The sequence below is a fragment of the Streptomyces sp. NPDC032745 genome, from assembly GCF_055579465.1.
The window spans coordinates 52,728-72,209 of the sequence record NZ_JBVING010000024.1 but is presented as its reverse complement, the minus strand read 5'-3'; the positions used below and the strand labels follow the sequence as shown (position 1 = coordinate 72,209).

General features: G+C 69.5%; 14 protein-coding genes and 3 pseudogenes. 11 read left to right on the top strand and 6 right to left on the bottom strand.

Features of this window, described 5'->3' with window-relative positions:
- Positions 1–76: 76 nt before the first annotated feature.
- Positions 77–1,165 carry a hypothetical protein gene (locus ACZ5WG_RS38800; protein WP_468729354.1) on the bottom strand — a complete coding sequence of 363 codons (1,089 nt, stop codon included), beginning with the start codon at positions 1,163–1,165 and terminating at the stop codon, positions 77–79.
- Positions 1,166–1,283: 118 nt separating this feature from the next.
- Between ACZ5WG_RS38800 and ACZ5WG_RS38795 the strand changes: the two genes are divergently transcribed.
- Positions 1,284–1,481: a hypothetical protein gene (locus ACZ5WG_RS38795; protein ID WP_468729353.1), complete on the top strand. Its 198-nt coding sequence runs from the start codon at positions 1,284–1,286 to the stop codon at positions 1,479–1,481.
- Between the two features lie 633 nt (positions 1,482–2,114).
- On the opposite strand, the pseudogene ACZ5WG_RS38790 reads toward ACZ5WG_RS38795, so the two are convergent.
- Positions 2,115–2,297, bottom strand: a pseudogene (locus ACZ5WG_RS38790) (IS5/IS1182 family transposase); the annotation flags it as partial.
- A gap of 115 nt (positions 2,298–2,412) precedes the next feature.
- Here ACZ5WG_RS38790 and ACZ5WG_RS38785 point away from each other — a divergent pair.
- Positions 2,413–3,082: pseudogene (locus ACZ5WG_RS38785) on the top strand (IS5 family transposase).
- 33 nt (positions 3,083–3,115) lie between these two features.
- Here ACZ5WG_RS38785 and ACZ5WG_RS38780 read toward each other — a convergent pair.
- A complete protein-coding gene (locus tag ACZ5WG_RS38780; protein ID WP_468729352.1) occupies positions 3,116–7,435 on the bottom strand; it encodes a hypothetical protein in 4,320 nt (1,439 codons plus the stop codon).
- A gap of 143 nt (positions 7,436–7,578) precedes the next feature.
- Complete coding sequence (locus ACZ5WG_RS38775; protein ID WP_468729351.1) at positions 7,579–9,096, bottom strand: ATP-binding protein; 1,518 nt, start codon at positions 9,094–9,096, stop codon at positions 7,579–7,581.
- A 629-nt stretch (positions 9,097–9,725) separates the two neighbouring features.
- Between ACZ5WG_RS38775 and ACZ5WG_RS38770 the strand changes: the two genes are divergently transcribed.
- The 3 genes from ACZ5WG_RS38770 (at position 9,726) to ACZ5WG_RS38760 (ending at position 13,280) form a co-directional block, all read left to right on the top strand.
- On the top strand, positions 9,726–10,019 hold the full coding sequence (locus ACZ5WG_RS38770) for a transposase (protein WP_468729350.1): 294 nt from the start codon (positions 9,726–9,728) through the stop codon (positions 10,017–10,019).
- A gap of 241 nt (positions 10,020–10,260) precedes the next feature.
- Complete coding sequence (locus tag ACZ5WG_RS38765) at positions 10,261–10,437, top strand: hypothetical protein (protein WP_266946137.1); 177 nt, start codon at positions 10,261–10,263, stop codon at positions 10,435–10,437.
- 551 nt (positions 10,438–10,988) lie between these two features.
- Positions 10,989–13,280, top strand: a complete 2,292-nt coding sequence (locus ACZ5WG_RS38760; RefSeq protein WP_468729349.1) for an NACHT domain-containing protein — start codon at positions 10,989–10,991, stop codon at positions 13,278–13,280.
- 72 nt (positions 13,281–13,352) lie between these two features.
- Here ACZ5WG_RS38760 and ACZ5WG_RS38755 read toward each other — a convergent pair.
- Positions 13,353–13,541 (bottom strand): annotated as a pseudogene (locus tag ACZ5WG_RS38755) (transposase); the annotation flags it as partial.
- Positions 13,542–13,587: 46 nt separating this feature from the next.
- On the opposite strand from ACZ5WG_RS38755, the gene ACZ5WG_RS38750 reads away from it, so the two are divergent.
- The 6 genes from ACZ5WG_RS38750 to ACZ5WG_RS38725 all read left to right on the top strand — a co-directional run bounded on the left by ACZ5WG_RS38750 (position 13,588) and on the right by ACZ5WG_RS38725 (position 19,085).
- Positions 13,588–14,994 (top strand): helicase associated domain-containing protein, encoded by a 1,407-nt coding sequence (locus ACZ5WG_RS38750; RefSeq protein WP_468729348.1) that lies wholly within the window; start codon positions 13,588–13,590, stop codon positions 14,992–14,994.
- On the top strand, positions 14,991–16,241 hold the full coding sequence (locus tag ACZ5WG_RS38745) for a Vps62-related protein (RefSeq protein ID WP_468729347.1): 1,251 nt from the start codon (positions 14,991–14,993) through the stop codon (positions 16,239–16,241). The genes ACZ5WG_RS38750 and ACZ5WG_RS38745 overlap by 4 nt, the downstream gene beginning before the upstream one ends.
- 102 nt (positions 16,242–16,343) lie before the next feature.
- The gene (locus tag ACZ5WG_RS38740; protein WP_468729361.1) at positions 16,344–17,006 is read left to right on the top strand and encodes a hypothetical protein; all 663 of its coding nucleotides are present in this window, start codon (positions 16,344–16,346) and stop codon (positions 17,004–17,006) included.
- Positions 17,003–17,674, top strand: a complete 672-nt coding sequence (locus ACZ5WG_RS38735; RefSeq protein WP_468729359.1) for a tyrosine-type recombinase/integrase — start codon at positions 17,003–17,005, stop codon at positions 17,672–17,674. Before ACZ5WG_RS38740 ends, ACZ5WG_RS38735 begins: the two co-directional genes overlap by 4 nt.
- Complete coding sequence (locus ACZ5WG_RS38730; RefSeq protein ID WP_468729346.1) at positions 17,671–18,081, top strand: DUF6262 family protein; 411 nt, start codon at positions 17,671–17,673, stop codon at positions 18,079–18,081. The genes ACZ5WG_RS38735 and ACZ5WG_RS38730 overlap by 4 nt, the downstream gene beginning before the upstream one ends.
- A gap of 71 nt (positions 18,082–18,152) precedes the next feature.
- The gene (locus ACZ5WG_RS38725; RefSeq protein WP_468729345.1) at positions 18,153–19,085 is read left to right on the top strand and encodes an SMI1/KNR4 family protein; all 933 of its coding nucleotides are present in this window, start codon (positions 18,153–18,155) and stop codon (positions 19,083–19,085) included.
- Here ACZ5WG_RS38725 and ACZ5WG_RS38720 read toward each other — a convergent pair.
- Entirely contained in the window at positions 19,058–19,453 is a 396-nt protein-coding gene (locus ACZ5WG_RS38720) for a hypothetical protein (protein ID WP_468729344.1), read from the bottom strand. The genes ACZ5WG_RS38725 and ACZ5WG_RS38720 overlap by 28 nt on opposite strands.
- Positions 19,454–19,482: the final 29 nt, after the last annotated feature.

The window sequence follows — 19,482 nt, the reverse complement described above, 5'->3', positions numbered from 1 at the left end:
TGAGCCCGCACCGCCGCAAGTTCCCCAGCCCTCATACAGCCAGCGAACTACCAGACACCCACCGTGACAAGACCAGCTAACAAAGCACTACTAGGCGGCGGGCGTCCATCGCGGCCTCCAGCAGCGCCCTTACGGCCGGGCTGCCCTGTTCGTAGCGGCGCAGGAGCTCGGCTCCGCCGGCCAGGTCCTGGGCCAGGCGGCCGTGGCCGCAGGTGCGGGTGAGGGCGTCGGCCAGGAACGGGTCGCCAGCCCAGGCGAGGGCCCGGGCGGCGGTGAGGGCGTCCTGGTCGAAGGTGTCCGGGACGGTGAGCGTACGGGCGGCCAAGAGCTCGCGCGCCCGGCTGTGCGGGTCGGGCCCGCCGGGGGTGGGCAGCGCGGTGTAGGCGGTGGCGTACTCGAGCCACAGCGTGCCCAGGACCACCACCGGCCCGCGCCCGGGGTCGCCGAGGAGGGTGTGGAGTGCGGCCGCGACGCGCTCGCCGGACTGCGGGTGGCCGAGGTAGTGCTGGGCCTCGTTCAGCCACACCACCGTGCGCGGCCCAACCCGCTCCAGATCGGCGAGCGCGGCTCCGGCCCGGGTCGGGTCGTGCGGGTGCCACAGCCGCCATCCCTGCTCGGCGAGCGGCTGCACTGCCTCCCAGCACGCCCGCGTCTTCCCGGTCGAGGAGGAGCCGACGAGCACCAGCATCCGGCTGGCGCCTTCGACCGCGTCCTGCACCGCCTGGGCCAGGACCTGGTCGTGGGCCCGGCGCACGTACCCGGGCAGCACCCAGCGTGCCCGTGCACCGGACCCCGCCGGTGCGGCGGCTGCGGGGCCGGCGGGACGGACTTCCAGGCTGTGAGGATCCCAGTCCCGGATCGGCCTGCCCAGCAGCGGCGCTGGCACCGGATCTGGTGCCGTGGCGGGTGCGTCGCCAGCAGCCGCGGCCCGCCGCAGCTCCAGCAACTCCTCCGACGGCAGGCGCAGCTCACGGGCCAACGCGGCGACCGTCGCGCCGGACGGAACGGGCCCGCCGTTGCTGAACGCCTTGTGGAGGGTCCCCCGGCTCAGTCCGATCCGAGCGGCGAGATGAGTGATGCCCAGTCCCGAACGTGCCAGCCCATCCTGCAACTGCCAGCGCAGTTCGGTAAGTGCCGCCTCGCGCCGATCGCCTTCCCCACCCACGTATACCCCCAGCCCGTGCCTGTTCAGCAGTGCCCATTTCCGTCCAGTGCACTGCGCTGAACACCGTTTCCGGGACCTTCGGTGACGTCAGCATCCCACCTGCTTCGGGGAGATCACCGTGAACCGCATCGCCGTTGTCCTGCTCACCGCCGCCCTGGCCGTCGTGCTCGCGCTCCTGGCCGCGGCGGCCGCCGGCACCCTGGCCCGCCTCGACGGCGCCACCTACCCGGCCGCCCTCATGCGCGCCGCCACCGCCTTCGCCGCGGTCCTTACCGTGGCCGCCGCCGTCACCGGAGCCTTCGCCGCCTTCCTGTGACGCTCTTTCGGGCCGCAGGCGCCTGAACCCTGCTGCCTCCTGCCGGACAAGCCGATGGCCGCTGCCCCTCACGTGAGGGGCAGCGGCCATCGGTGCTTCTCAGGGCGCTGGCAAGGCATTCCAGTACTTCTTTCGGTGCCTCGGAATCAACGCGGAGCAGGTACGCATCGACAGGATCTTGGACGAGGCCCGGGCGACCGCTGATCCGGTACACCTGATGACGGTCTCTGGGATCGCCGAAGACACGGCCATGGAATACCTCGCGTCAGCCCACCCCGAGAAGTTTCACACCGACCCCATCGCGCCGTAGGTCCGCTCCGCCCGACAGCTGGTGTGCTGCGCCAGGCAACGGTTGCCCTGTAGTTCGCGGCGCGCTTGATTTCCAGGCGTAGCCGGAACCGTCCGGCGCGTCGGGTCACGTGCCCCGCGGTGTGCGAATGAGTGTGTCGAGGCGCTGCCATGCCGGGGACGAGGGGGAGGGAAAGGAGAGGGCTGCCGGGGTAGGGAGTTCTCTTTTGACAGCCTCTCACCAGGCCGTCTGACGCGTGTTTGGCCCGAATCCGGGCGCGGCCGGCGGGGTCGGTCTCGGGTCGGTGCACTGCTACTCACCACCGGTCAGCACTCCGGTGAGGACGCCCGTTGTCGGATCGTAACCGTACGGGTCAGGTCTTGTGTTCGCCAGTATGCGGTGACCAGCAAGGTCCGGTCTTCCAACGCAAGGCTCCACGGCCGACCCTTGCGGACCGAGTCCGCACCTGCGCAACGCAGCACCGTCACCAGCTTCCCGAAGGCGCGCGGGCCGACGACTGCGAGGGGAAAACGACAACGGCTTCAAGCAGATGAACGAGCCAACCCTGGAAGGGGTGATCGACGGCTGGGGCGGCAACGGCACCTTCCGCCTCGGCGACATGGGCGGCACGGACGTGGCGATCTGACGAACGGCCAGTGGGCCCGGCTGGAACCGTTGTTGCCTCAGGGCATCAAGCCGGGCCGTCCGCCGGTGTGGACGCGGCGGCAGCTGATCGATGGCATACGGTGGCGGACCCGGACCGGTGCCCCGTGGCGCGATGTGCCGGAACGCTACGGGTCCTGGGACCGGGTCCATGACCCGTTCCGACGCTGGCAGCGGGACGGCACCTGGGTGAGGATCTTCACCCAGGTCCAGGCCGAGGCGAATGCGAAGGGCCTGATCACCTGGTAGGTGAACGTCGACTCCACCGTCTGCCGGGCCCACCGGCATGCCGCCGGAGCGGCGAAGAGAGGGGGACCTGTACAAGGAGCCGCCCAGTGGCATTGCCGTCGAGCAGGTTCAGCGGCCGTTGTCCGTGCTGATCGCGACTGGCCGGCGGGGCGACTCAACGCAGTTCGAGCCGATCCTGGAGGCGATCCGGGTACCACGGATCGGCCCTGGTCGGCCTCGCAGGAGACCGGTCAGGGTGCGGGCCGACAAGGCGTACGACTCCCGCCGCAACAGGGCTTGCCTGCGTAGACGCGGGACCAATCGGCTCACGGGCCACCGGGCCGTGGCAACGAGGTACGACAGGCTTGCCGTCCGCTACCAGGCGAGCGTGCTGGTCGCAGTCCTCAACGAGTGGCTGTGACCAGCACTTTCCCAACAGATCCCAGGCCGCTCCTCAGAAAGTGTCCGAGTCCGTGCTCGCAGGGGTGGCGGAATCCATGCCGGTTGCTGTCGGCGGCTCGAGATAGGTCTCGCCGTCGGGGCCGGTCGTCTGAGGGAACTCCGGCAGGTACTGGCTGAGGAAGAGCGCCGGCCTTCCCGTGCCTGCCCACCGGGAGGCGTGAATGATCGGGACCGACCTGTGGATGACGGAAGCGACCTTGGACACCGGCATGCGTCCTCGCTTCGTCAGGGCACTCTGTACGGCGGCCCGCGCCGCTTCGACCGCGGAGGGGGCGACCGATGTGCCGCCGGCCGTGGGCAGTCGGAGAATGGTGACGCCCTTGCGGGCGGTGACCTGAGGGAAGTCGGGCAGGAACCGGGTGAGGAAGTTCCCCAGTTTGCCGGTACCTGCCCACCGGGACGAGGCGACGACCGGGACGGCACCTCTGATGACGACGCCGACCGCGGGCAGCGGCATCGGTCCTCGTAAGGTCAGCGCACCGTGGACGGCGGCTCGTGCCATCTCGATGTCCGCAGGGGTCGGGCCGCCCCGGCCGTCCGGTGTGGGCGGCGCCGACGGGAAGGGAGCCGGTGAGCGGGGCTCCTCCTCCGCGGTGACCGTCGCCCCCGGGCGGGCGAGGTAGACATCGCCGACGCTGGAGACGCGGAGGAACTCCTGCAGATACCGGGTGAGAAAGCGAGCGAGGCTGCCGGTCCTCGCCCACCCGGTGGCGAAGATCTCCGGTGCGGCAGCGAGGATGAGTGAGCCCGCGGCGCCCAGGGACAGCGTGTTCTGCCGTGCCAGTTCTGCCACCACGGCGGTGCGCGCCCGCCGGACCTCCTCGTCCAGCCGTCCGGCCGGTGGTGCTTCCACCGACCGCTCAGGATCCGCCTTCGCCGTCACCTTGCGCACCGGATCGGGCTGCGGCTCCGGCTCCGCGCCGAGCGAAACGCCCGGCAGTCCGGTCGCCGGCGCCTCGGTCTCCGACCGTCCGGTCGGCGGCGTTCCTGCCGTCCGCCCGGTGTTCGGCGGCGCCTTCCTCTCTTGCTCGGGCAATGGCTCCGCACCGGGCGTGACGGCCAGCAGATCGGTCGCGCGGGCTCGCAGGAAGGTGTGGTAGATGGGCACGGCGGTGCACAGTTGGTCTCTGCCGTGGACGTAGGAGAGATAGGCGCGGTCGATCAGTTCGTTGACTGCCGCCTCACCCCCGACGCGCAGGGCCTCGGCAGCGGGCAGCGTCTTACGGGAGGCCGGCATGACGGCGAACAGAGCAAGGATCCGGCGTTCCTCGACGCTGAACAGGTCCCGTCGGCGTCGTTCGTCTGGGTCCAGTTCGGCGCCGTCGTCGATGACCATGTTGAGGTGGGGGTCCTCGCTCACGAGCCGGTCGAGATGGTGACGGAGATCGGACTCGGTGATCAGGCGGGAGCCTGTCCGATCGTCATGGATGTGCCCTTCGAGATCATTGCGGAGGCGGGCCCAGAAGTACGGCCGCAGACCGATACGAGGAACAATCTCCGTCGCGAAGTGGCGCGGCGTGACCCCGGCCCGGCGCAGCCACTCCACCCGCGGTCCCGCCGTGCGGTCGGCGAGTGGACCGAGGAAGTACGTGATTCCGTCGGCCCAGGACAGGTCGGCGGGGCACTCGACGGACTGCCAGGTCTTCAACTCGTGCACCGAGCGGTGGAAGCGCTGGACCGTGCCGATGAGTACGAGGTTGTGGCAGACGAGGCTGCCCAGTCGCCCCGCTGTGCGCCGGCCATCGCTGCCCTGTTCTGGAAGCAACAGAACATCCAGTTCGTCGAGGACCACGGCCACCGGTGCACCGCCGTCGCACGCCTGGTCCAGGTCCGCAAGGAGTTCGACGAGGTCCTTGCCGTCGGTGTCGAGACTGATGCGGAGGTGGCGGCGCGCCTGAACGGCGAGCACACGGCAGATCGCCCGGTTCCATTCGGCGAAGTCGTTGACTTTCTTGCGGGTGTTGCTCATGTCGATCCACAACTGTCCGCGCAGGCGCGGGTCCTGGCCCGCCTGGTAGGCCAGGGAGGACTTGCCGGCCCGGCGGGTACCGAAGACGAGGCTGCCCGCTCGGGGGCCGGAGCCGCCGATGATCCGGCTGAGCCGGGCCAGTTGTTGCTCCCTGCCCCGGAAGAGGTCGGCGGGCAGGGCCGGCAGGGTCACGTTGGTGCCCGTCGCCAGTGGCACGGGGGCTGCGTCCAGTGACACCGCGCAGGAGCCGAGCAGGGCCTGGCTGTCACGGGAGATCGGCACCGGATTGGTGCAGTAGTTGAACGCTCCTTCCTGCTCGATGGCGCAGGTGGCGAGTCGTGTGTGCTCGCCGTCGAGGTGAAGGTAGAGGCCGGTGTGTGGCGAGAGGTTCACCAGCAGTGCCTTGGGCGACTCATGGTCGTCGACGCGTACGGCCAGCATGTGCTCGGCCGCCGTCTCGTCCTTGATCTCGGCTGTCACTCGTTCTTCCACCGCCACCCGCACCTTCGGCGGCAGCGTCAGCGCCTGCACCATGCGACCGCTGAGCGCGGGGTCATGGAGCAGCGGGCTGAGCGCCTTGGCCAGGGAGTCGAGCAGCGGGGGCGTGAGCGCCGGATCGGCGATCTGGTACAGCCGCGTGAACCGGCCGGGCAGAGACTGGATCCGTACGCTGGTGTCCGGGCTGTGGCGCCGTTGATCCGACACCACGGGGGTCTGCCGAGGCCGGAGCAGAACGAGCAGGTCCACCAGACCGGCCGGTGAGAGGGCGATTCCCCCTTTCGGGTCGAGGGACGGTTCGGCGAGCCACCGGATCCAGGGCATCCGCTGTGCCAGCTCTTCCCACAGCGTCCGCGCCGAGCCGGGAACGGACGTGATCGAGGGTGACCGCGTCTGCCGCAGTCGGCGCCCCATGAGGTATTCCCGCGTGTACCTGATGATGCGCTGCCAGGCCCAGGGTGCCGTCTCGGGGGACGCTTGGTTGAGCGCCAGCAGATAGGTGGTCAACGCGTCCGCGAACACCCCGGCATCAGCGGTGCGGGGTTTGGTGAACCGCTTCTCCAACTCCCTTTCCATCACCAGGAGCGCCACGACCTGGTGCCCGTACCGCCGCTCCTCGATGTCTGCGACACCCACGCGGGAAAGGGCCGGTTCGAGGGAGGGCAGCAGTGCCGCATCCGAACGGATCCGCAGTACGGAGTCCACGACCCGGTCGACGCTGTCGCGGTCGACCGGCTTGCGGCCGGGCCCGAGCCAGGCCTCGGCCCGCATCCGGGTCACGGCCGCGGCGGCGGCCGAGCCCGGCTTCCGCTGCCGGGTGGCGGCCACTGCGGCCGCCATCCCGGATGCTCGCCCGTCCAGCAGGGTGACGGCCTGACCCTTCAGGCCCGCGGTGACATGGGACAGCCTGACAACGGCGTCCAGCACGTCTACGCGTGGTGCGGCCTCGTACACCATCATCTGACCGCGGTCACACAGCGCCAAGCGCCGCACCTCGCCCCGGTTCGGCTCGCTCTCACGCCCGGCCCGCAGGACCACGTTCCAGCCGGCGCCGGTACGGGTGACGGATGCTCCTGGAACCGGTGACCAGCCGTGCTCGTCGTCGGTGACGGCGAGCACCGCGCTGTCGTCGCCGGAGAGCGCGGACGGTGTCGGCAGGCACTGTCCCGCCGCCAGCAGTGCGCCGACGGTGAGAACCGGCGTGCCGTCATCGAGCCCTCTGTGAACGGGGGCGAGTACCGGCGCCCCCGCGTCGACGACATGCGTCTTCCCGCCGACAGGGCGCCGGTCCCAGACGAAGGCCGCCGAGTCGTCGGTGCGCACGAAGGTCGGCGCGCTCTTGGGCATCCCTGAACCCAGCTGGCGGACGACGTTCCCGGACTCGCCCCGTACGGTGACCACGCCCAGCGGCTGGCCTTCGAGCAATTGGTCCAGGACGGCCGACGGGGCCGGCGAGGTCCTGGCGACGACGGTCAGCAGTTGGAGGAGTTCGGCGGCGGCGTCGGCGGGTGTCGACGGCGTCTTTCCCTGTTGTTCCCCGGCCGAGCAATGGTATTCGACGGTCCAGGAACCACCGCTGTCGTCACTGGCCTGAACCGTCACCGTCAGGGGAACGCCCGGGCTGGACCATTGCGCCGACGCGGGCACCGGTGTCGGTGGGCGACCGGCGGACCGGAGGGGCGCTGTGATCGTCTCCGTCGCCAGCCGGGCGGTCCAGCCGTTGCCGGCCCTGGTCGTCACGGCAGGGGGCAGAACGCGCAGCCGGGCCAGGACCTCCTCCCGGGGTACCGGGTCGGAGCCCGCGGTCACCTCGGTGAGGTACGGATGGTCCGATTCGACCAGCACGAGCCGCGTCTCCGTCCTGCTCCAGAATGCCATCACCGAGACGCGCTCCGGCTGCAGTTCAGCGGGGCTGGGCTGGCACGAGTACCTCCCGTGCCGGACCACCGCCAGCAGGTGGGCATCCTGCTCCGGTCCGCTGCCGCCCTTCACCGCCGTTCACCGCGTTCCTGTGCACGGCGTGCCGCCGCCAGCTCGGCCGCCGATACCTCCGGTGGTCGGGGGACGGGGAACGTGTGCTCGAGCAGACGCTCTGCCTCGGGCAGTCGCCGGCGCAGCTTGCCGGACGCCTGCCACGGGGTGCACACAGTGACCTGATCGAGGGCACCCACCAGTTCGAGGATCAGCGGAGCGTCCGCGTCGCCGGAGGCGAGCACGAATCTGGCCAGCGGGTTGCGCTCGGCGCGCCGCGCGACTTGCGCGGTCATCAGAGCGTCATCGCTGCCGTCCCCGGTGCGCCGTGCCTTCTCCCGGAGTTCCTTGGGCAGATAGAGCCGCTCGCCGCTGGTCTGCGCGCCGACCGTGGCGTCGATACGGTGGTGCGAGCGGCCGACCAGCCACACATCCTGTTCGGACACGTCGTACTTTTCGCGCAGTCCGCGCAGCCAGGCCTGGACGTGGGGCTGGAGGAAGGTGTCCAAGCCGTCCGGGTAGCGGTCGGGGTGGACCTCGGCTTGGCGCTGGAACGGCATCCGCAGGTTCTCCGTGTCGACGACCAGGAACGCACGGTTCAACAGTTGGTGCACCAGTGGCGCGGGACGGTGCGGGTCATCGAACGAGGAGGGCAGACCGAACGCTTCCGGCGCCCTCCCCCGGGCCAGCTCCTGCCTGAGGTAGTCGATCGGCTGGGTCTGGCGGACCCTGACCTCGGGGCGGGCGGCGAGGCAGGGCATCAGCCCCGCGTCGAGCAATCCGGGCAGCTGCCGCTCCTGAACCTCCTCCACCGCCTCCGGGGTCCACCCGCCGTGATCGCGCACCGCCGCCGCGGCCTTTTCCAGCAGCCAGGGCCAGCCCCCGCACGCCCGGGCCGCCTCGTCCGCCTCGGCTGCGGGAACGCCCAGCTGAGTCAGCAGTGCCGCGCTCTCCGCGTGGTCCAGCATGGGGAAGCGGTCCTGGGTCAAGGACCGGGTCACCAGCTTGGACAACCGCTCGAAGGTGGGGCGCTGCACCGTCCGCGTGAAGTACTCCAGGTCCGCCGCATCGGGCAGCGACGTCAGCAGAACAAGCCCCAAGCATGCCAGCCCGCTGCGTGTTGTCGCCTGGCCCAAACAGAATCTGATGAGCTGGTCGAGGACCTCATAACAGGCGTCAGGGACCGTCACGCCCCGGCCGTCGACGGCCGCGTCCCAGTCGTCGATCACGACCACGGGCCCGCGATCGAGCGTGTCGAGGTGGTCCTCCAGGTCCTCCAGCGGATCGCCCTCCGGGCCAGGGGCGATGCCCATCTCGTGGAACAGGTCGGCCCAGACCTCGTCCACAGACCCGGCCCGGGCGACGCGGCGGACGTTCCAGAGCGTCACCTCCGTCGGGCTTTCCTCGGCCAGCCGGCGAAACCAGGTGGTCTTGCCGACCTTGCGGGCCCCGATGACGACGGTATGGATGTACTCACCCCGCCGGTTCGCCGACGCCCACCACTTCGCCCTGCTCCCCGCCCATGCGATCGACACGCAACGCCCTCCAGTGACTGCGCCCGCTGTCCAGAAGGCACATCACGCTACTACAACGGATGTCACCATACGGATGAAACAGTCATTCCCCTCTGTTCCCTCCTCGACCGCTGATAAGGTGCGTGCCATCGCCTGGCACGACGTCCTTGACGGCCTGGGATCTGTTGGAAAAGTGCTGGTCAAAGCCACTCTGGGATGTCGTTCAGGAGACCGTCGCATCGTTCCTTGGCGAAGACGAGACGGAGTGGCGAGTCACGCTGCGGTTCCTGAAAGAGCAGCTTCGACTCGATGTCCCCGAAGTGACCAAGGTGGTTGTCACCACACCTGGCGCGACGACGGCACCGACCAGACCATCCACGACCTGATGCGCTGGCAGGTGCGGGAGAAGATGGGCCGGAAGGCGGATCCGAGCCTGGTGGTGCTCGATACCCAGAGCGTGCACGCGGCGGCCGGAGTACCCGCCGAGTCGACGGGACGTGATGCGGCAAAAAAAGTACCGGTCCGCAAGCGCGGCCTGGCCGTTGACGTTCTGGGGCTGGTGATCGCAGTGGTCGTGGTGGCCGCGTCGGCGCACGAGAACGCCGTCGGTATCGCGCTGCCTGGACAAGGTCGCCGCCGACACCGACGCTGTGGAGAAGGCCCTGGTCGACCGGGGCTTCAAGAACGCGGTTGTCGCGCACGGGCAGAAGATGAACATTGAGGTGGAGGTCTTGGAGCGCAATCCCGCGCAGACCGGGTTCGTTCCCCAGGCCAAGCGGTGGGTGGTGGAGCGCGCCTATGGGATCTTGATGCTGCACCGCAGGCTGGTGCGCGACTACGAACACCGGCCCCGCAGTTCGGAGTCACGGGTGTACTGGGCGATGACCTCGATGATACTGCGCCGGTTGACTGGGGCGACAGCGCCGGCTTGGCACACCGCATGAGTGGCGGGGAGCTGACGCTCGGGGCGGTGCTGGCGCGGCTGGAGGAGCGGGAGGGAGAGATCACCGTGCGGGCCGAGGCGACGAGGGAGCAGATCGCGCAGCTGACCGCACGGCTCGACGAACTCGACCGGGCCGCCGAGGAAGTTCGGATCACCCGCAAGACACTGCTGGAGCTGCCCGATCCACAACCGCCCGCACCCCCGGCACCGAACTTCCGGACCATCCGGCCTACCAGCAGATCATGGAGGTGTTCACCGCGGCCGACCATCCGCTGCGGGCGCGACAGGTCTGCGAGGCGATGGAACTGACGGTCGCGCCCAACAACATCAACAACACCCGCCTGAAGCTCAAGCGGCTGGCCGACCGTGGGATCCTGGTCGAGACCGAGCAGGGCTTGTTCACTCAGCCCCGGCCATAGCCGCCCGGCGCTGCCGCGACCCGCCCCCGGACGAAACCAAGAATCGGGCATCAGGTCTAATACCGCCCTCTGAGTAAGTAGTCGTGGAGGCTGGCGACGCCCGACAGGTGCTTCTCAAGCGCCTCGTGCAGCCCCACCGCCTGGTCGTCGTCGACTGGAACCGATTCCCGCCGTCACCGTCCGGCCTCCGGCGGGGGAACCGGGCGTTCCCGTCCCTCCGGCACCGGAGGTCGGACAGAATGAAGTTGTCCGGTGGGGAGCCGACAGGCCGGTGCCACCGCCGAAGCGGAAAATGGGGGCACGGTTGACTGTGTGGGACGCGGACGGCTCTGACGCGCGGAAGGATCCTCAGCCCCCGGGACGGCCACGGCCCGGGACGCCGGCCAGGATCCGGGCCGTGGCACGAACACCACGGGCAGGGACACGGGCTCGGGCCGCCGCACCACCGCGGCCGGGCGGCGGCCAGGCCAGTGGCGGAGCGGCTGTCGGAGGGACGGGTGCGTAGGAACCGCTCAGGCCCTCCCCCCGAGCGACGCCGACGGTTACTGCTCATGGCGGCGGCGGTGCTGGGAATGTGGCTGCCGATCTACTTCGGCCCCCTCGGCGAGTGGATGAAGGAGAACCCGCCGCCGTTCATCGCCTGGATGGAACAGCACACCACCTTCGCGGTTGTCCTCTTCATGGCGGCCACAGCCCTCGCCGTACTGGGCTCCATGGCCAGACAGCCGAACGAGCCACAGCCGGTGGCAGATCTCGCCGGGACACTGGCCACCGCGGTGGCCGAGCAGTGGCGCAGGGAGGAGACGGCCCTCCAGCTGCAGGCGCCATGGCCGATGCCACTGCGATGGGAGAACACCGCACGGCCGGTGGCAGACCACTGGGAGGCAATCAACGGCGCCCAGAACCAGGTCGAACCGGTGGATCTGTCCGGACGGCTGGACGCGGACGGCCGGGCGGACGACAGCATCGTCGCTGTGTTCCACCGGGTGGCGTCACGGCGGCTCGTGATCCTCGGCGCACCGGGCGCGGGCAAGACCGTCCTCGCCCTGAATCTGGTGCTGCATCTGCTCGACCGGCGCCAGGAGGGGGAGCGGGTGCCCGTTCTCCTCTCCATGGGATCCTGGGATCCCGCCCAGGAGACTCTGCACTCCTGGATGGCCCGTCGGCTGGCCGAGGACGACCCGGCGCTGCGCACCCGGTCGGGGTCGGGAGCGACTCTCGGCCAGGAGCTGATTGCCTCCGGACAGGTGCTGCCGGTGCTGGACGGGCTGGACGAGATGCCCCCGCAGGCGCGGTTGGAAGCGCTGGCGGCCCTGAGCCGGCAGCTGGGACGGGGCGAACCGCTGGTGCTGACCTGCCGGGCTGACGAGTACCAGCGGACGGTGGGGAGTACGGTGCTCACCGCCGCCGCGGTGGTCGAGCTGTGCCCGCTGGACCCGGCCGACCTGCAGACCTATCTGCGGGTGAGCACGGCCCCCGCCCGGACCGGCTGCTGGGATCCCCTGTTCGCCGAGGTGGAAAGCACCCCCGGCGGGCCGGTGGCCCAGGCACTGTCCACTCCCTTGATGGCCTGGCTCGCCCGTACCGCCTACGCGGACACCTCGGCGGCCGAGCCCGCGGAACTGCTCGCCGAACAGGAAGGGGTCCGCCGGTTCGCCGACCGGACGGCGGTGGAGGAGCACCTCCTGGACCGCCTCATCCCGGCCGTGTACTCCCGCGATCTTCCCGGGGAGGACACCCGGAGGTGGAGCGGCGAGGAGGCCCACCGCTGGCTGAGCTTCCTCGCCCGGCATCTCAACAAGTTGCGCACGCCTGATCTGGCCTGGTGGCAGCTCGGCACCACCGTGCCCCTGACGTCGCGCATGGTGCTGGCCGGGATCGCCACCGGACTGGTGTACGGACTCCTGTCCTGCCTGGTGCACGGGCTGGGCGGGTTCGGGCTCATGGACGTCTTGGTGAGCGGGCTGCTCAACGGGTCCATGACCGGGCTGTCCTTCGGACTCGCGCACGGGGTTGCGGCCAGGTTCATCGACGGGGCCTTCCAGCCGTCACGTGTACGGCTGAGCCTTCGCGGCCGGCAGACCGGGCGGGCTCGCCCGAGGGTCCTGCCCCGGTTCGTGGCAGGGCTCGTGGTGGGGCCGATTGCCCAGGTCACCGGCAATCTGCTCGCCGGAGTGGTGAACGTGGCGGCCTACCAGGAGCCGTTCTGGCCGCTGGCAAGGGTGCTGAACGCGGGGTACTGGGGTCTGGTGGTCGGAGTCGGGGCTGCGCTCGTCCTCGGCTCCACGGCCTGGTTCGAGGAGCCCATCGACACGCAGGAGGCCACCAGTCCCACCGGTCTGCTCAACACCAACCGCACGACGGTACTCCGCCAGGCGCTGGTACTCGGAGTGGTGTTCGGGCTTCTCATCCTGCTCGGGAGCTGGATTATGGCCGGTCTGCTGCCCCGGCAGATATGGGGCATCCCCGTGGTGTGGACACCCGCCCTGGGGCTGCGATCCGGGATTCTGATCGGACTCGGGAGCGCGCTCGTGGCCGCGCTCGCGCTGACCGCCTGGGGCCGCTGGGTGATCCTTGCACGCGGCTGGCTGCCGCTGACCGGACGACTGCCATGGGCCGTGAGCGCCTTCCTGGAGGACGCCCACCGACGTGGCGTACTGCGCCGAAACGGAGCGTTCTACCAATTCCGCCACACCCGGCTCCAGCATCACCTGGCCCCTGTCCCACCACCGCTGCCGCCCCAGCGGCGCTCCCGGCCACGGGTCCGTCTCTCCGGCCTGCTTCGCCGTCAGGACCACGGCCGCGTGGGAGAGCCCGACAGTGATGGTGAGATGTCTCGGTGACCCATCACATCGAGCGACAAGCATCCGTCATCGGCCATCGGCGGGGCCGCCTTCGGGACCCTGGCGTCGTGCGGGATGCAGCTCCCACTGGCAACCCGTTCGCCCCTGGTAGAGCAGCGCGTTGACGATCTCCCGCATCGCGTACCGGCCCTGATGGCCGCCGACCGAGGGATGGACGGCCTTCCACGCGACGATCACCGGCTCGACCAGCGCCCGCTGCTCGTCGCTCAGATCGGTCTTGTAGGGCGTGCGCTCGCTCACGGTGTTCAGCCCACCATGCCCATGACCGCCGAAGGACCGGGATGCCGTGCCGCCACACGTTCAGGTGACGATAAAACGCCTACGCACTCTCATACCGCCCTCTCACATCCATGACAGTGGCCACACACCCCGAAACAGCCCCCGACCAGCAACAACACACCAGGGCCCACTGTCCTCTCACACCACTGTCAACAAACCGAGAGATCACAAGGAGGCCCGGCTGCTGCTCCGGTTCGCGGCCCCACGCGACCCGGCGCTGATCGCGAAGTGGATCAGTTACCAGGTCTTCAACACTGAGCGCCAGGACCGGCGTCGGGGGGTCAAGGCCGCGTGGCGGTACCGCGAGCGCGAGCAGCACCTGGAGGTGCCGTACGACCACACCGAGGGCGCGTATCCGCTGGGGCGGTGGCTGTCCGACCAGCGTCGGGTGTTCCGGGCCGGGACCATGACGGGCGAGCGGGCCGCGGGGCTGGAGGCGTTGGGGATCGTGTGGGACACCGCGGACGCCGGCTTCACGGAGAACTCCGCGGCCGCGCGGGCCTACTACGAGCAGCACGGCACCCTGGCCGCCCCGCGGCACGCCACCGCCCTGGACCGGCCGGTGGGGCAGTGGCTGACCAACATCCGCCGACCCGGCGGACTCGGCAATGACCCCGGCCGAGCCGAGCGGCGGGCCGCAGCCCTCGCCGCCATCGATCCGGATTGGAACCCCGGCGCACTCGGCTGGACCGTCGACTGGCAACGCCACTACGCGGGCCTGAAGGCCCTCCTGACGGACGGTGCGCGCCTTGTGGGCATCGTTGCGGGGGTGACGTGGCACGGCGAGGACATTGGGCGGTGGACGGCAACCCGGCGCCGCGACTTCAGCCGGCTCACCGAGGAGCAGCAGCGCCGCCTGACCGAGCTCGGGGTGAAGCCCACGCGGGCCTCACGGGCCCGCAAGACCGCCGCGACCACCACGTCCGGACGGGCCGCGGAAGCCTTCCACAAGGGCATCCAAGCCCTCACGCAGTACATCGAACAGGAAGGCCGGCTCCCCGGCCGCTCTGCCGTGCAGCAGTTCGAGGGCGGTGAGCATCGCACGGGCGTGTGGATCGCCAACCAGAAACAACGCCGCGACCGACTCAACCCCGACCAACTCGCCGCACTCGCCCGGCTCGGGGTGTGGAGTGGGCGCAGTAGCTCCGTGATCAGGGCCTCACGCCTTCCCTGTTCCACGTCTGCGGGGAGGGTGCTTTGGGGCGTGTTCGGCTCCGGAGCCCGTGCGGGGGCTCCCGGCATGAGGCAACTGTTGCCCTGTCCGGGCGTGCGCCGTGGACGTGCTCCCGAAAGCTTGGTGGTGCGCTCCGCCGGTGGAGTGAAGGCGGTTCCTGTGCGGGGAAGGCGCATGGCCAAATTGGATCAAGGAATTCCATCACACGCGGATGAATCCGCCGCAAGGGAGCAACCTTGACCAAGTCAATGGTCTTCGGCGAGCTGGAGCTTGCCTTCACCGACCAGTACAGCTGGCGATGGGATGACGAGAGCACGGGCGGCAAGTACTGGGTGAGCTTCTGGCACCCCAAGCCCCCGCAGGGCTTCCACGCGCTGGGGTCTGTCGCGCTGCCAGCGTGGGGATCGGAGAACCTGAACCCCAAGACCCCCACCACCAAGGTCAAGGAACACGTCGTCTCGCTGTGCGTGAAGGACGGCCCGGCCAAGGCGAGTGAGGGCAAGAAGCCCCCGCTGGCGCATCCCGAGGACTACACCGTCGTGTGGAAGGACGTGGGCAGCGGCGGCAAGCACTACGGTGCGTGCTGGCGTCCGGTCGCGCCCGGCGGCTACGTGGCGATGGGCTGTGTCATGTCGGAGAACACCTACGACAAGCCCGCGCTGACGGACGTGATGTGTGTGCGGGAGGACCTCACGCAGATGGCGGACCTGAAGTGGGTCTACGAGGACAAGGGCACCGGGGCGAAGGACTACTTCAGCGTGTGGGCGAATCAGGTGCCCCCCGCCTACCAGGACGGACGAGACGGCGGCCACCGGGCGCTGGTCGCGCCGAACACCTTCACCGCGGCATCGAGCTGGGACGAGCCCTCCCGGGGAGCGCCGGAGCGTCGGGTGCTGTGCATCGAGATGCCCGTGGAGGAGAAGCCGCATCCGGACGGGTTCCCGAAGCTGACGGGCAGGACCCGGCCAGCTGACCGTACGCCGGAGACGACGGTCAACGCGGTGTGGGTGCCGTTCATGGCCGTGAAGGACGACGACAAGCCGGCGTCGTGGAAGCTCACCAACTCCCCGTTCTACCGGATCGAACGCCTGGCCTCGTGGTATATGCACCGGTTCGTCAACAACACCACCAGCACCCCGCAGTCCGTCTCGGAAACGGTGACGGTCGGCGTGGAGAAAGACAGGAGCGATACCTTCAGCGCTGAAGTGGGCATCTCCGTCAGCGCACAGGTAGGCGTCAGCTCCGGCGTCGCGAGCGCCTCGGTCACCACCACCTACAGCCTGGCACTGGGCTACTCCCGCAGCACCGCCACCAAGAACCTCGAACACAAGTCGGTGACCCACAATCTGACGACACCCCCGAACAAGGCGGCCGCCATGTGGGTCGGCGACCACACCATCCAGGTCACCCGCCAGGACGGCACCCACGTCGGCACCCCCCTCACCTTCCACGGAGACAGCACCCACTTCGACGAGTTCCCCGACTAACCACCCCCACCATTCAGGCCCCCGCAGCAACGCGGGGGCCTCCCTCTGCGTCGCCGACGTTCTCGCCGGCCAGACCCTGGCCCTGCCCGACCGGTCCGGGACGTGCCGGTCGAGGAGGGCCGGCAGGTCCCGGCGGCGGCCGAGGGCGGCCACCTGGTCCGGGTGGACGTCGGGGAACTCGACGGCCCCGCCGAGGCGGACCAGCAGACCGGCGCGGGCGAGGTGACCGACCGCCGCCGCGGTCACCCGCGGCCGGCACCGCAACGGCTCCCCCAGGGCCTGCGTCAGCCGATCCGCCGCCGCCCCCGCACCGATCGGACCCCGCAGGATCGCGCGCACCTGCTCCGGGTCGGCGGCCTCCACCACCGCCCGCGACCACAACCCGCGGCCGGCGTCGGCCGGCGGGACCAGGCCCGAGCCGACCGCCCACCGCCAGGCCGCCACCGGCACCCGCAGCTGGCCCGCGGCCTGGCCTTCGTCGTAGCTCTCACGTACCGAACGCGCCATGAATCGCACTCCGATCGCACATCGACCGGCCCGACAATCGGGCCGCGCCGGAAACATGGTGATCCGCCGACAATCCCGGTCGACCAGGAGATCGTCGACATCATCCGGCTGCAGCAGCAGTGGGCCCGCGATTTCATCACCGCCCAAGGCGCCCCAGCGGGAACGGACCCGCACTATCTCTTCCTGCAGACCAGGAACAACCGGCTCGGCAAGAGGCCGTACGCTTCGGCGACCTTCACTGCCGGCTCGGCGCGCTGACGAAGACGCTGGCCATCACCGACAGCGTCGGCCGTCCCGTCAAGATCTCCAAGACCCACACCTTCCGGCACACACGGGCGCCCGACCTGATCAACACCGGAGTCCCGATCCACGTCGTCATGCGCTACCTGGGACACCTCACACCGACCATGACCATGCACTACGCCAAGACCCTGGCCGTCACCGCCGAGCGTGAGTTCCTCCGCTACAAGAAGATCACAGCCGACGGCCGGACCGCCGAGGTGAACCCGGGCGACCTCTACGACCTCCTCCACCTCGATCAGCGCGCCGATCGCGTGCTGCCCAACGGCTGGTGCATGCTCCCGCCCAGACAGGTCTGCTCCAAGGGCAACGCCTGCCTCACCTGCGACAAGTTCGTCACCGATGCCAGCCACCGGGACGAACTCCAGCACCAGCTCGCCCAGACCGAGGCGCTGATCGGCCGCTGCCAGTCACAGCTCACCGCCCGGCACGGAGAGCCGATGGGCGAGGACAACATCTGGCTCGCCGGCCGTCTTGCCGAGACCTGCGCCCTGACCAAGGTCCTCGTTGCCCTGGACCAGGTCAGTGTCCATGAGGACGGACAGTTCCGGGCGGTGCGCGGAGCCTGCGCGGCCGACCGCCCCGAGCCGCCGTCCACCACCGCACAGGAGGAGCCGACCGCATGACGTCACTGCCCGAGCACCTCCGCCAGGCCACCCGCGCCCGCACCCAGGAAGCCGAGAAACGTGGCCGCACCGCTCTCGCCGAGCTGGTCAAGGCGGGCAAGCCCGTGAGCTTCACCGCCGTGGCCCGCCAGGCCGGGGTGAGTACCGACTTCCTCTACCGGAGCCCGGAACTGCGCAGCCGGATCGAACGCCACCGCGCGAGGGACGGTCAGGTTTCCCGAATGCGTCAGGCCGACACGGAACCGCTGCCGTCAACCTCGGCGGCCGTGCGTGCTCTGAGCGCACGCCTTTCACAGCAACAGCAGACCCATCGCGAGGAGATCACGCGGCTACGGAAGGCTTTGGAGGTGGCCCACGGCGAGAACCTGGATCTTAGGCGCCGTCTGGCCATGTTCGACGCAGGCTGACGACAGCCCGGCAGCCCGATAGCGGGCTATGCTCGGGCTCGAACTACCTTCCGACATGAGAAGAAGTACCGGTGGACGCCAGGATCACCCGGATCCAAGCCAAACTCGCTGCACTGCCGACCACGGAGAAGGCCGTACTCGGCCCCGTGCTGACCGAGACTCAGATCTCGGACTTCGAAGACACCCACGGCGTCCGACTGCCTGAGGAATTTCGCAAGTTCCTCACCCAAATCGGCCACGGCGGATACGGTCCCACCTACGGGTTGCTGCCCATCGAGCGGTGGGTCGGGCGGGGTGGCATGGGACAGCCCGCCGAATCGTTCCCAATCGTCCCCGATGTCGATGTCCCCACGGGTCCCGATGACCGGGGCGACCTCGCGGGCTCCTTCCCTGGCACCATCACAGTTGTCTACCGGGGCTGCAGCGACTTCACGCTGCTTGTCGTCACAGGACCCGGACGCGGACGCCTGGTAGAAGTCAACGCCGAAGGATTCTTCGCTCCCCGGTTCTACGCCGATTCTGACTTCCTGTCTTGGTACGAGCGGTGGCTCGACTTCGTTCTGACAGGACACCGGGACCTCAACTGGTTCGCCGACCAGATGGCCGGCAACGAGAGCCAGCTCCTGGCGACGCTCCTGGATGACGAACTCCCGACAAGGCGGCGAGCCGCCGCTTACACGTTCATCACCTACCCAGACCCGAGCTCCACCTTGCCCAGCATGCTCATTCGGGCGTTCACTGCGGAGACTCACCCGGCCGTGAGAGAAACGATCCTTCGCGCCCTCGCCACCCAGGGAGAACACGGCCGAGCTCTGCTGACCACAGCGCTCACCGATCCGGTCACCGATGTCAGATCCCTCGCCGCCGTGCTCATGGCGACGAACACACCGCGGGGACTGCGGATACCTACCCAGCTACGAGAAGCCCTGAGCCGGCGCCTCGCGCACGAGACAGACGACTCGGTACGCGAAACCATTCAGAGAATGCTCGAGCACTCAGCCTGACGCGGCACTCCCCCAAGCCCCCCTATCAACGTCAACGGCATACCGCTGACCCTCTGACCAGCAAGCCTTCCGGGCCAGGCCGTCGGAGGTGCGGATAGCATGTGGTCGATGTCCAGCGCCCCGGCCGGCGTCACCCGCTGCTCGTCGTAGTAGCTCCACCAGACACCCCCGGTCAGCGTGCAGCCCGGACCGACCTCGGGTGCCTCGATCGCCTCCTGGATCAGCACCTCGGCCCGGGTGTTACAGCCGTCCGACGGATTCGCGCCCGCGTTCCAGTGCTTGAAGCTCGTGCGCTGATAGCCGGTCCGGTCCTCGACGGCGAGGGGCAGCGCGGGCACCGCGTCGCCCATCGGGAGGATTTCCGGCACGGCGCGCTCCCCGACAGCATGCGCGGGCA

What these genes read in the sequence shown, in the direction of transcription:
- ACZ5WG_RS38765 (WP_266946137.1), top strand. Translation starts at nt 10,261, where the DNA reads ATGGAGGTGTTCACCGCGGCCGACCATCCGCTGCGGGCGCGACAGGTC.
- ACZ5WG_RS38760 (WP_468729349.1), top strand. Translation starts at nt 10,989, where the DNA reads ATGGCGGCGGCGGTGCTGGGAATGTGGCTGCCGATCTACTTCGGCCCC.
- ACZ5WG_RS38730 (WP_468729346.1), top strand. Translation starts at nt 17,671, where the DNA reads ATGACGTCACTGCCCGAGCACCTCCGCCAGGCCACCCGCGCCCGCACC.